Genomic DNA, 12,311 nt, shown 5'->3' with positions numbered 1-12,311 from the left:
CTTACTTCACGACGGTGTAGTCGACGCCGTACCATTCCTCCGACAGCTTGCTCAGCGTGCCATCGTCCTGCATCGCCTTGATCGCTTCGGCGATCTTGTCGCTCAGCTCCTTGTCGCCGTGTTCGACGGCGACTGCGAGCGGTTCGTAAAAGACCGGGTCGCCAACCTGCTTGATCGGATAGCCGGCCTTGATTGCGTCGCGAATGCTGGGCAGCGACGATACGACTGCGTCGAGCCGCACGCCGTCACCGAGGCGCAAATCATCGAATGCGGTCGTCGAGTTGGCGTAGGACTTCACCTCTTTCGGCTTGAAGGTGTATTCGAAGGCAGGTGCGCCAGCAGCGTCGAGGGTCAGATCCTGTTTGGCATAGGCTTCGAAGGTGGACGTCGCCGTCGCGCCGACGATCTTGTCGTCCAGATCGATCAGGCCGACCACAGGGCTGTCCTTGTGCACGGCCACGGCGGCCGGGGTGTAGTAGTAGACGGCCGGGAAATCGAAGACCTTGGCACGCTCCTTTGTCGGCGTCATCGAGCCGACATGCATGTCCCAGCGCCCCTGCCAATTGCCGGCCGTGATGATGTCCCAGCCGGGGGTAACAAACTCGACACCGACACCCAACCGCTTGGCGAGTTCCTTGGCGACATCGACATCGAAGCCGTCCATCTCGTTCTTTTCGTTCATGAAGGACTGCGGCGCCCAGTTGGCGTCGGTCGCTACCTTCAGTGTCTTTGCATCGAGCACGTGGTCGAGTACGGCACCGGCGTGGGCCGGAACGATCGCGAGCGACAAGGCAAACGATGCCGCCGCGGTGAGTTTTGCGAATGTGTTCATGTTGTCGTTCCCTTTTTCGTTCTGGTTTTTGACAGGGTCCTCTTCCTGCCATCGGGTTGATCTTGAGTTCTGAGCCCGCCATCCGTCTTCCGGCGATACGAGGTAGCGCGGCGCTGCCCCTTCCTAAAAAACGTGGAAGTCAGCGCTCTCCTTTTTCAGCCATCTCGTCGCGGACGCGCCGGGCCACACGGAACGCTTCGACGCCTGCGGGAATGCCGCAATAGATCGCGATCTGGACGAGTGCTGCGCGAAGCTCTTCGTCGGTCAAACCGTTGCGGATCGCCCCGCGAAAGTGGACGCCGAATTCGTGCATGCGGTTGAGCGCTGCAAGCATTCCGAGGTTCAGTAGGCTGCGGCTCCTCAGATCGAGGCTTTCGTCCGTCCAGACGGTGCCCCAGCAATGTTCGTTCAACAGATCCTGAAAGGGCCGCGAGAAGGCATCGCTGCTGCCGATTGCCCCATCGACATAGTCATCGCCAAGCACCTGGCGTCGGATGGCCTCTCCCCTTGCTCGCAGTGCTTCATCCATCGACCGTCTCCCCCTGGCTCATGAACTCGCCCATCAGCGTTGCCACGACGTCGGGCGCCTCGATCAAGATGGAATGGCGAAGGCCCGGCAGGATACGAAGCTCGGACCCGGGAATGCGCTCGTGCATGTAGCGCGCCATGCGCGGGTTGGAGCCGGCATCGTCTTCGCCGGTAGCAATCAGCGTTGGGCATCGGATCTGGTCGAGAAAGCCGCCGAAATCCGTTTCCGCCAACACACGATAGGCTGCCGCGTAGCAGTCGGGGTCGTTTTCGGCGTCCCGCGCCCTTAGCCGTTGGATCACCTGCGGGTTGTTCTCCTGGAACTCTTCCGTCAGCCAGCGCGACAGCGAGGCATTGTGATGGTCGGCAGGCGTTCCGTCTCTGAGGGCGGCGAGGCGGTCGAGAACCCGCTCACGCTCGGCCGGCGTGCGGCCGGCCACGGTCGACAAGAGCGCCAGCCTGCGCAGACGTCCAAGGTGGGTCAGAGCGAGACGCTGGGCGATCAGGCCGCCCAGCGAAAAGCCTGCAAGATTGAAGGTCGGGAAGCCCGCTGCGTCGGCAAGCCCCAGCGTCTCGTTGACGAAGTCGTCGATCTCGTAGCGGCCCTTGACCCGGCTGGAGCGGCCATGACCACGAAGGTCGAATGTCAGGATCGTGAACCGGTCCTTCAAACGTTCGACCACGCCCGACCACGCTTCGAGATAGGAGCCGACGCCGTGGATGCAGACGAGCGGTTCGCCTTCTCCCTCGATGCGGTAGTTGAGCGTCACCTCTCCGACGGTATGGCGCTGAGCTCCTGCCATGTTCAGGCACCCACCGCGATACGCTTCTGTTCCTTCTCACGGGCCGCGAAGAAGGGCATGATTTCGCTGACAAATAGCTCCAGCGTCCGCTTCTGCAGCTCGAACGGCAGATTGAAGGTCAGGCCCAAGCAATACTGGTCCACACCGGCGGCCTCATAGACCAACAGCTTCTCGATCGCTTCGTCCGGCGTGCCGAACATCAGGTTCTTGCGGATGTTGTCCGGATTGTAGTTGTCCTTGCCCTTGACCGCTTCGTAGGGCACTGCCTCGGGGAAGCCGTTGTGCACCGTGCCGATGTTCTGCATGAGGTTTTCGAAAGCGCGGCCGTAGTCCATGCTGTGCTTGACGGCATGTTCCCACCCATCCGGCCGGTCATAGACGCAGGTGCGGCGCTGCATCATAAAGCGCGGGCGCGGCACCTCCGGATGATCGGCGACCGCCTTGCGAAATTTCTCGGAGAGCACGTGGATTTCGGCTTCCGGCGCGGAGAGCGGCGTCGATAGGATACTGGCGCCGTTTGCGATCGCCCAGTCGAAGGTTCCGGGATCGCGCGCCGCCACCCAGATGGGCGGGTGGGGTTGCTGCAGCGGCTTCGGCACTGCCGCCGTGACCGGAAACTTCCAGTATTGTCCCTCATGGGCATAGTCGCCGGACCAGAGCTTCTTCACGGCCGGCACGATCTCCTTCATGTAGGCCACCCCCTCCTGCTGCGGAATACCACCCGCCATACGGTCGAACTCGTACTGGTAGGAACCGCGCGCGATCCCGAACTCCAGGCGGCCATTGGTCAGGTGATCGCAGAGCGCCGACTCGCCGGCGAGCCGGATGGGATTCCAATAGGGCGCGACCAGAGTGGAGGTGCCGAGCCGGATGCGATCCGTGTGCTGCGCGAGCCAGACCAACGTCTGGAACGGATTGGGGGAGATCGTGCATTCCAGCGTATGGTGTTCTGCAGTCCACAGCGTTTCGAAGCCGCCTTCGTCGGCAAGCCGTGCGAGTTGCAGCAAGTTGCTCTTGACCTGCTCCATCGGAATATCGGGGGAGAAGCGTTCCATCGTAAGGGAGACTGCGAACTTCATGTTTTCTGCCTTTCCTGTGCCCGTGCTTTTGCTGTCACTTCAGACGGATGACGAAGGGGTCCTGCATCGCGCCGGAGTAGTCGACGATGACGTTCTTCAACCGCGAGAACTCGTGCATGACCTCGAACCCGCCGCGCCGGCCGTAGCCGCTTTCCTTGAAGCCGCCGTTGGCAGACATGAAAGACGCGGAGCGGTAGGTGTTAATCCAGACGGTCCCGGCATCGATCCGGTTGGCGAACCGCAGCGCCCGGTCGATGTCCTTTGTCCAGATGCCGGAAGCCAAGCCGTATCGCGTATCGTTGGCGAGCCGGATCATCTCTTCCTCGTCGCGGAACGGCATGACGCCGACCACCGGACCGAAGAGTTCGTCGCGCATGAAGGTCATGTCGTTTTGCGCATCGACCATCACTGTCGGCTCGAAATACCAGCCCCCTGACGAAAGCCCTTGCCGCTGCGGACGCCGCCCGCCGGCGGCAACGCGCGCCCCTTCCTTGACGCCGGAGGCCACGTAGGATTCAACCTTGGAGAGCTGATCGGCGAGCGCGAGCGGACCGATGTCGGTGTCCTCGACCGCCGGGAGACCGACCCGTATGCGTTGCGTTCGGGCGACGAGCGCCTCAACGAAGCGATCGTAGATGCGCTCCTCGACGAAGCAGCGGGAGCCGGCAACGCAAGTCTGGCCAGCGGCTGCGAAGACCCCGGAGACGACGCCGTTGACCGCATGTTCGATATCGACATCACCAAAGACGACGTGAGGCGACTTGCCGCCAAGCTCCATCGAGCACGGAACAAGGTTCTGCGCGGCGTTGCCGGCGATGCGCCGGCCGGTGGCCGTGCTGCCTGTGAAGACGTATTTCGCAACGCCAGGATGACGCGTCAGCGCCTCACCGGCGCTCTGGCCCGTACCCGTCACGACATTGACGACGCCGGCGGGAAAGCCCGCCTCGTGGATCAGTTCCGCAAGCGCCAAGGTCGAGGCGGTCGCGTGTTCCGAGGGCTTGATGACGACCGTATTGCCGATTGCAAGGCACGGCGCCAGCGTGCCGGTCAGAAGCATCAACGGCGAATTCCACGGCGTGATCATGCCGACGACGCCCAAGGGTTCGCGCAGGTTGAAGTTCAGCGTATCGAGACGATTGATTGGAATGGTCTCGCCCTGCAGCTTGTCGGCCATGCCCGCGAAATAGTGGTAGCTGTCTGGCATCGAGCGCATCTGCGCCCGGGTTTCCTTGAGAAGCTTGCCGTTGTCGCGCGTCTCGATTTCCGCCAGCCTATCGGCATTGGCGCGAACAAGTTCGGCGAGACGGCGCATCAGCGCGCCGCGATCGGTCCGCGTCATCCGGCGCCAGGCCGGGTCGCGGAAGGCGGCGGCGGCAGCAACGACGGCTGCCCCGACATCGTCCGCACCTGCTTCAGCAAAATGATACCAGGGCTCGCCCGTCGTCGGGTCAAAACTGGCGATGTAGTTGCCGTTCTTCGGTGCCACGAACTGCCCGCCGATGAACAGCAACTGGCGCGAACCCTCGATGGAACTGACCGTCGTCTTCATTTCAATGTCCTTGGTCTTGGGAGGTCTGAAGCCAGGTGCGAGCTTCGCCGTCGATCATCGCCACACGGCCGCCGTCGTCGGAATCCATGTAGATGCCGAAGCGGCCGGCTTGCCGCTCGCGCACGTAGCGGCGCAACATGGATCGCAGTTCGTGCGTCGCGATCGCATCATCAGGAAGATCGTGGAGCGGGAAGAAGCGCAGATCGGATGGCAGGCTCGTGCCGGCGCCGCCCTCACCCGCCAGCCGGGCGCGATAGACCAGGTAGCCCGGGTCGCTGTCGGCGACATCGAAGACGGAGTAAAGGAAGGTCTCGTCCGGGACGAGGCTGAGCGCGTCGCCACCGTCGATGACGAGCTGGCTGTCGGCTTTGCGGCGCCGTGCTGACGGCAGAACCCAGCCGCCCTTGCCATCCGAACGCAGCAGCAAGCCTTCACCGGCCTCGATCAGATAGCCGATGATCATCCCATGCGACGCAAGCCAGCCGTTTGGCAGCGGGTCCTTCACACTGGCATAGCGGCCGCGGCAAAAGCCGAGCGGTGCGGTGGGACTGGTGCCGAATGCGCGAACCTGGCCGATCAGGATTGCATGGTCGCCGGCGTCCACGGTGTTGTAAGTCGTGCAATCGAACCAGGTCAGACTGTCAGTCAGGACCGGCGCGCCCGTATGGATATGATCGTGGGTCACCGACTGGAATTTGTCGGGGGATTTCGAGGCAAAGTTTCCCGAGACGTCGACCTGTCCTTCATGGAGGATATTGACCGCAAAACATCCCGCATTCGTGAAGGCAGGATAGCTCGACGCGGATTTCGCGACGCAGACCAATAGCAGCGGCGGATCGAGCGAAACCGACGTGAAGGAATTCGCCGTCATTCCACGCGGCGTGCCGTCTTCGTCGCGGGTGGTGATGACGGTGACACCGGTTACAAACGTGCCGAAGGCGCGACGAAGCGCAATCGGATCAATCGGCACGTCCGTCGATGCTGCTGTCTCAACCATGCGCTTCTCGCCTCCTCACCATCAAGTTGGTTGGAGGCTAACGCCGTGATGGCGACCATGCTTCCATGGCTTCAAAGGAGGAGCGAAGGAACTTCTCCATCGATCCCGAGGAGACGATCAAAGGCGCAGAAGATCGGTGGCGACGAGCTCACAAGGCGATACTTGGCCGATGAAGATAAGCTAACTGCTGGCGGTAGAGCGGTTGTCGATGACGCCGTGCAGGCGGATCGCGAGCTCGACGGCAAAGCGCTTTTCCGGCGTCTCGACATCGACGCCGAACAGTTCCTGGATGCGCGCCAGCCGATAGCGCAGCGTCGTCACATGCAGGCCCATAGCATCGGCACAGGCCTGATTTCGGCAACCTTCCTGCAGATACACCGACAGGGTTTCGAGGTAAGGAGTACCGTTGTCACGGTCGTGATCGGCAATGGCGCCCACGCTCTCCTGCACGAAGCCGCGCACGTCGCCCGCCTCGCAGGCGGCGACCAGCATCGGCAGCGGGCCGAAATCCTGGGCGGAGACCGCCCCGGTCAGGCCGAATGAACGCCCGATGCGGATCATCCGGGCGCAGCGCTCCCAGGCTGGCGGATAGTCCGAAAGGGCCGCACACCGATTGCTGGCGACGACGATAGGTGCCTCGTCGAAATAGCGGCCGAGTTCCTCGGCGATACGCCGCGCGAGCTTTGTCGTGCGCTCTTGCCGCTTACCCGTATCATGAGGGACGAGGCAGACGACGCCGCCCTCGACCGCGATCAGGTTTGCCTGAACGGATGCCTGCTGCATGACACGCGAGAGCGTGTGCTCCACATCGACAGAAGCGCCGCCAAATGCCTTCGTCTTGTTCGGAAAATCGACGACGATCATCTGCTGAAGCGTTGAGAAGCTGAGCCCGAGCCGTTGAGCCCGCTGGGCGACATCACCGGCATTACGCCACCGCGCCTCCACGATCTCGAAAAAGAGTTCGGTCTGCGTCCGCGTCTCGAAGCGAAACCGGATGAAGCTTCGCATCATCTGCACGCTCAATGCAAACTTGGCGCTGTCGAGCATCAGGAGATCGAGATCGCTGAATTCGCGGGTCGTCGGGAAAATGATGAGCGCCCCAACCAGTTGATTGTCGACCATCAGCGCTTCGATGCGGGCCGTTATTTTGAACCGTTGCGTGCCGTCGTCGAGGTAGAGGCTCACGGCGTCGGCCGTCCCGCGCTCGACGGCATCACGGGCTGCCTTCATCAGCGGCCGGCTAAGAACGGTAGCGGCCGCCTGCTGCCAACCGGCTTCGTCGTAAAGCGCGTTCGGCGACCGGCCAGCAACGACCTGATTGGCCGTGAAATCAACGACGACGGCCGGGTTCGGCAACATCTTCCCAACCATGCTGGAAAGCGATGCGACCGACCCGTCGCTCAACACATGTTCGAGCAGCGACGTATGCGCCTCCAGCGCGCGTTCCAGCCGCTGGGCGGATCGCTTCTCAGCTTCGAGACGGTGTTCCCGTTGGACGGCGATGGCGCCGAGGTGGATGATCGTGCCGAGAAAAGCAAGGTCGTCCTCCGACACTTCAGTCACCTCGCGGGCGATGACGCTGAGCACCATCGGGCGGCCCTCAGCATCCCTGCAGTTCATCGGCATGACGAGCACCGTTCGATAGTCGCGCTCGAAGGCCTCTTTTCTGTAGCCCGGAAACTCGCCCGACGCACGCGCGTCCCTGATATAGACGGGCTCATTGCGCTGCAAGGCGATCAGGGAGGGGCTGGTCGCCAGCTCCCACTTGTCGGGCAGCTGCCGCTCGATCAGCGTTGGATCATGGCGCACGATGACATAGGCGTACCCATGCGCAGCGTCGATCCCCATGATTGAGCCTAGGGCCCAGTTCGCATGGCGGCATGCAGCGGCGATGAGCTGCTGCAATGCCGTCTGAAGATCGCTACCGCTGTTAATCTGGCTCGCGATGTCGCGGAGCGACAATATCCGGGACTTCTGATCCAACTGCCTCGCCTCTTGATTTCTATCAATCAACATGCGCGCCGGTAGTGGACAAGTCTACTTCGTTTCGATGGATATCTTCGGCCAAACTTTCTATGAAAGGTAGTATCTTCAACGCCGAGTTCGAGGTCATCGAACTGGCGATGACCTCGAAGCCGCTATCCCATTCAGGCTTCAGTCAACGCCGGCTTTTTCGAGCACTGAGATCGCCAGAACCTTCGCCCCCGTCTTGATGGAAGTCTCCGGGGCCGGAGCGAAAAATGGCGAATGATTGGAGGGAACGGGCCTGTTCTCTTGGCTGGCTTTTTCAACCTGTTCGGGTGAGGTCCCGCCAACCCAATAGAAAATGGAAGGCACGCCTGCTTCTATGAACTCGGGATAGGTCTCGACGCCCAACGTCGGCTGGACCGCGGTCGGGACGTAGACGACGCCGTCAAAGGACGCATCCAATGCCGGCCTGACGTCGCCGATCAGCTCTGACGAGTTCGTGCCGGCCACAGCGCCGCCGCCGATGCGCAGCAGTTCCGGTTCCGGCGCCATGGCCGATTGCGCCGTCGTCTTGGCGACGCGCTGCATCGCCTCCAGCAGCAGCTTGCGCGTCTCCGGGGTGGTCGAACGCATGGTCAACTTCAGCTTGGCCTGATCGGGGATGATGTTGCCCGCAGTCCCCGCCTGAAAACTTCCGACCGTAATCACGCCCGGTTCGCGCGGATCCTTCTCACGGCTCACAACAGCCTGGATATCGGTGACGAAACGGGCCCCCTGGACGATCGGATCGATCGAGAGATGCGGAGCGCTGCCATGCGCCCCGCGACCCTTGAAGGTCAAGTCGAACGTATCGGAGTTTCCGCTGAAGGCACCGTCCTTCGCGGTTATTTTGCCGGCGGGATCACCGTTCACGTGCATGGCGAAGCCGAAATCTGGCTTCGGAAACTTCTCGAACAGGCCGGCCTTGAGCATGGCCGTTGCGCCGCCGCCGATTTCTTCGGCCGGCTCACCGACGAGGAGCAGCGTTCCATGCCAATCATCCTTCATCTCGACCAGCAATTGGGCCGCCCCAAGCCATGACGCCATATGGATATCATGGCCGCAGCTATGGGCGACAAAGACCTTTGCCGTCTCATCTGTGTTTCCAGGCCATTGGGTTGCCGGCACCTGTACGCGGCTGGCGTAATCGAGCCCGGTCTTTTCCTCCATCGGCAGCGCATCGAGTTCGGTTCGCAGCATGATCGTCGGGCCGTCGCCATTCCTAAAGACACCGACGAGAGCGGTACCCGCACCGAAGCCGACGGTCACCTCGAAGCCAAGCTTCTCCAATTCTGCCGCCAGACGCTTTGCCGTCCGTGTCTCATGAAAGCCGAGTTCAGGATTGGCATGGACTTCCTTGTAGACCTTCTCGAGTTCCGGATACTTCTGGTCGATGAGCCTATCGAGCCGTGCGCTCGCAGCGTAAGCTGTGCCCGCGGAAAGCTGCAGGACAAGCATCAAGGCGGTCGTGTTCGCCAGTAACGTCTTCATTTGGTTCCCTTCCATCTGGTGGTCGCCTGTTGGCGGAGCCATGGGCGGGCGCAGAGACGGGCGCATTCTCACGGACGGAGGAAGACCGATGCCATTTTTTCTCCACTCGGAACAAAGGCCCGAAATTTCCTCCATAAAGAAGACGGTCTAGATTTCGCTCATTGAGCGGAGTCGTTCAACGCAGGGATATCCTTGTTTTTGCAGGAACGACCGGTGCCCACTTCCTCGAAACAGAGGAAGAAATGCCCAAGCGAGCCGGTAAGTTGTCGCAAGTTTCCACTATCAGCGGCGTCCCAATGACCCTCGGCATCCGAAAAATTTGCACCTTCCTGGAAGAAACCCTTATCGAAGGCGGCAAGATAGCGCCGCGCCCGGTCAACGTCGTCTTGGTGGCTGCAGTGATCCAAAACCCCTGGGCAGGGCGAGGCTTTGTCGAAGATCTGCGGCCGGAAATCACTCGCATCGCCGGTGAACTTAGCCAGGAGATGACGGGCCGGCTGCTCCGCCAGATGCCTGCGGATAAGGTCGAGGCTTGCGGCAAGGCCGCGGCCGTCGGCATCGCCGGTGAGATCGAACATGCCTCGGCGATGATCCACACGCTGCGCTTCGGCAACCCCTTCCGCGAAGCGATCGGCGGCACGAACTACCTCGAATTTGCCAACACTCGTAATGCGCCGGGCGCTCTGTTGTCGCTGCCGATGATGCACAAGAGTGAGAACGGCAAACGATCGCATTTCCTTACCGCCAACTTCCAGATCGCCGACGCCCCCGGCCCCGACGAGATCATCGTTGCCATCGGCGCTGCCGATAGCGGTCGCGCGCACGCGCGCATCGCCGACCGTTTTCAAGACATCGCGGAAATGGAAGCAGAACAGGCGGCATTGCTCGGAAGCGCTTGACGCAGACCAGAGCGCGATACCGCCTCAGGAGTTTGCCATGAGACTTGACGCGATCGATCTACGCATCCTCGACGCCATCCAACGGGATGGCCGCATCACCAAGCTTGCACTCGCAGAAAAGGCGGGCCTTTCTGCCACGCCCTGCTGGATGCGGCTACGCAAATTGGAAAAGGCCGGCATCATCAGCGGATATCATGCGCGCCTATCTCTTCGACGGGTAGCCCCCGTCGCAAGCGCCATGGTCGAATTGACACTTGCCAGCCACCGCCAAGTCGACTTCGACAGATTCGAGCGGGTTGTTCGCGACATTCCCGAAATCGTCTGCTGCTGGTCAGTCGGCGGTGGAGTTGACTATGTCCTGAAGATCGTCGCTGCCGACATCGACGCCTACCAGCGCCTGATCGACACGCTTCTCGACTGCGAACTCGGAATCGCCCGCTACTTCACCTACGTCGTCACGAGGACCGTCAAGGAAGACCCAGTTGTGCCAGTGTCGCTTCTCGTGGCGACTTGACCCCTTTTTCGATTTGACTTCGCCTTTGCGCCGGCGCGTTCACCTTTTCGGAACAAGACGTTTCCTGCACCTCGCTCGAGGCCATCTTTTCTTGCTGAGATCCCGGAACGATTTCGCGATGCGGGCGTTTCCACGTTGTCTTGATTCTGTTTCCCCAATCAGGGTCAGGCACAAGGCTTCACCAATGTCCCCCAGTGAAGTCTCTTCGACAAGAGCCTCTGGCCTCGTCGTGCCCCCGACGGGGCCATACTTTTTAAGACAGCTCTTTATCGGAAAGCGCTTTGATGGGGGCGAGTGCGGCTTCCAGGCTTTGCCACGAAAATTGCAGAAAACGCGCATAGAAACGTAGGGTGCGGGAAAATGTTCCGCCATGGGACTTCAGTCTGATAATCCCTCCGCAATGGTCCTAATACCGTAGCTGCCAACGCCAGCCGCCCTAGATTTTCTTTTAGCCCATGGCCAGCTCCCCTGCGCGCTGCGGGCGAACAACGACACCAGGGCGGCCTATCGTCCCTTCGGTTCGCCCTGGTGTCGCTGATGATCGAAGGAACTCAGGATGTACGAGCAATACCGCTATAACCAACCAGAGCGAAAATTCTCGACAGGGCTTCCGATCGGAGTGATGCTCCTGGCGATGGTCGTCATCGGCGGCTACCTGTTCGTGGGCAGCGCGCTCTCGAACACCCCTCGCCAGCAAGTCGCCACTGTCCTTCCAACGTCGGTCGCACCCTCGAATTAGGCTCTGGCGGAAACGGGGGACCAGCCATGAGACTCATGCACCTGGGACGAGCCCGCCTGGAGATGGCTTTACCCCGCCATCGCCCCCAGCTGCGCCTTGCGAAAGACCCTGATCTGCTCGATCTCTTTGAGGCTTACGCGCTGGCCGCCTCGGCTCTCGACGATCTTTTGCAGGAGTACCCGGCTCGCATCCAGCTAATCACCGAATATCAACAGATCTGCGCCGACTTGCAGACAGAGGTCGTCGTCCTGCTCACTCTCACGGATGAGCGACTGTTTCCATGATCGACCGCGGCCCAAGCCCATGCCTTTACGAAGGGACAGGGTTCTCCCTGTCGCACAAAGGGATCGAACCCTGACAAACGAGTACAGCGGAGGGTCGAGCCATGACCGAACGACGCCAGATGGACGCCAGCGAAATACCGGCATTCGTGTTCGACGTCCTCGAAGTAGGCTGCGACATTTGCGCTGTCGGCCACGACAGCTACGTAATTGGCGAAATCGACGAGCAGACCCAAGCGAGCAGAACCCTTGATCGGATACTAGAGAAATACGGAAACCGCGACCCTCTGAGATGGCAGATCGTTGCCTATCTCTGGTCAATCGGCCGCTTCGTGGAGCTTACGTCGGAGCCCACACGGCATTGATTGCACGTAGAGCCAACCACGCTGCCGGCATGTCCCAATGAAAACATGTATCGCCGCGGTCGGCTGGTCCGAGCACAGCGCGAGGATAGCCTAGAGGGCGGCGTCCAAGCCGTATCCGTCAGGCAATCTCTTAGAACCACGTGCCGACAGCCGGTTCTTGCGCGAGAAGCTTCTCTTCGAATGGTTACCGCCGACGGATGCCGTCAATTGCTTCGCACCGACAAGAG

General features: G+C 61.1%; 13 protein-coding genes. 5 read left to right on the top strand and 8 right to left on the bottom strand.

Features of this window, described 5'->3' with window-relative positions; translation table 11 throughout:
- Position 1: 1 nt before the first annotated feature.
- From FA04_RS30200 to FA04_RS30165, 8 genes are all read right to left on the bottom strand, one after another.
- Complete coding sequence (locus FA04_RS30200; RefSeq protein ID WP_034799943.1) at positions 2-832, bottom strand: transporter substrate-binding domain-containing protein; 831 nt, start codon at positions 830-832, stop codon at positions 2-4.
- A gap of 139 nt (positions 833-971) precedes the next feature.
- Positions 972-1,361 (bottom strand): carboxymuconolactone decarboxylase family protein, encoded by a 390-nt coding sequence (locus FA04_RS30195; RefSeq protein ID WP_034799942.1) that lies wholly within the window; start codon positions 1,359-1,361, stop codon positions 972-974.
- Entirely contained in the window at positions 1,354-2,163 is an 810-nt protein-coding gene (locus FA04_RS30190) for an alpha/beta fold hydrolase (protein ID WP_034799940.1), read from the bottom strand. The genes FA04_RS30195 and FA04_RS30190 overlap by 8 nt, the downstream gene beginning before the upstream one ends.
- Before the next feature lie 2 nt (positions 2,164-2,165).
- Positions 2,166-3,242, bottom strand: coding sequence for an LLM class flavin-dependent oxidoreductase (locus tag FA04_RS30185; RefSeq protein ID WP_034799938.1), 1,077 nt, complete (start codon positions 3,240-3,242; stop codon positions 2,166-2,168).
- A gap of 34 nt (positions 3,243-3,276) precedes the next feature.
- Positions 3,277-4,791 carry an aldehyde dehydrogenase gene (locus FA04_RS30180; protein ID WP_034799937.1) on the bottom strand — a complete coding sequence of 505 codons (1,515 nt, stop codon included), beginning with the start codon at positions 4,789-4,791 and terminating at the stop codon, positions 3,277-3,279.
- 1 nt (position 4,792) lies between these two features.
- Positions 4,793-5,788 carry a flavin reductase gene (locus tag FA04_RS30175; protein ID WP_034799936.1) on the bottom strand — a complete coding sequence of 332 codons (996 nt, stop codon included), beginning with the start codon at positions 5,786-5,788 and terminating at the stop codon, positions 4,793-4,795.
- Between the two features lie 180 nt (positions 5,789-5,968).
- Positions 5,969-7,771 carry a helix-turn-helix domain-containing protein gene (locus tag FA04_RS30170; RefSeq protein ID WP_034799934.1) on the bottom strand — a complete coding sequence of 601 codons (1,803 nt, stop codon included), beginning with the start codon at positions 7,769-7,771 and terminating at the stop codon, positions 5,969-5,971.
- A 171-nt stretch (positions 7,772-7,942) separates the two neighbouring features.
- The gene (locus FA04_RS30165) at positions 7,943-9,286 is read right to left on the bottom strand and encodes an amidohydrolase (protein WP_034799932.1); all 1,344 of its coding nucleotides are present in this window, start codon (positions 9,284-9,286) and stop codon (positions 7,943-7,945) included.
- Positions 9,287-9,582: 296 nt separating this feature from the next.
- On the opposite strand from FA04_RS30165, the gene FA04_RS30160 reads away from it, so the two are divergent.
- The 5 genes from FA04_RS30160 to FA04_RS30140 all read left to right on the top strand — a co-directional run bounded on the left by FA04_RS30160 (position 9,583) and on the right by FA04_RS30140 (position 12,084).
- Positions 9,583-10,185 (top strand): amino acid synthesis family protein, encoded by a 603-nt coding sequence (locus FA04_RS30160; RefSeq protein WP_034799931.1) that lies wholly within the window; start codon positions 9,583-9,585, stop codon positions 10,183-10,185.
- 37 nt (positions 10,186-10,222) lie between these two features.
- Entirely contained in the window at positions 10,223-10,699 is a 477-nt protein-coding gene (locus FA04_RS30155) for an Lrp/AsnC family transcriptional regulator (RefSeq protein ID WP_034799930.1), read from the top strand.
- A 556-nt stretch (positions 10,700-11,255) separates the two neighbouring features.
- The gene (locus tag FA04_RS30150; RefSeq protein ID WP_034799928.1) at positions 11,256-11,438 is read left to right on the top strand and encodes a hypothetical protein; all 183 of its coding nucleotides are present in this window, start codon (positions 11,256-11,258) and stop codon (positions 11,436-11,438) included.
- 26 nt (positions 11,439-11,464) lie between these two features.
- On the top strand, positions 11,465-11,722 hold the full coding sequence (locus FA04_RS30145) for a hypothetical protein (protein ID WP_034799927.1): 258 nt from the start codon (positions 11,465-11,467) through the stop codon (positions 11,720-11,722).
- A gap of 101 nt (positions 11,723-11,823) precedes the next feature.
- A complete protein-coding gene (locus FA04_RS30140) occupies positions 11,824-12,084 on the top strand; it encodes a hypothetical protein (protein WP_234798879.1) in 261 nt (86 codons plus the stop codon).
- Positions 12,085-12,311 lie beyond the last annotated feature (227 nt).

This window comes from Ensifer adhaerens (assembly GCF_000697965.2).
In the GTDB taxonomy this organism is placed as follows: domain Bacteria; phylum Pseudomonadota; class Alphaproteobacteria; order Rhizobiales; family Rhizobiaceae; genus Ensifer; species Ensifer adhaerens.
This window is presented reverse-complemented; position numbering and strand designations above follow the sequence as displayed.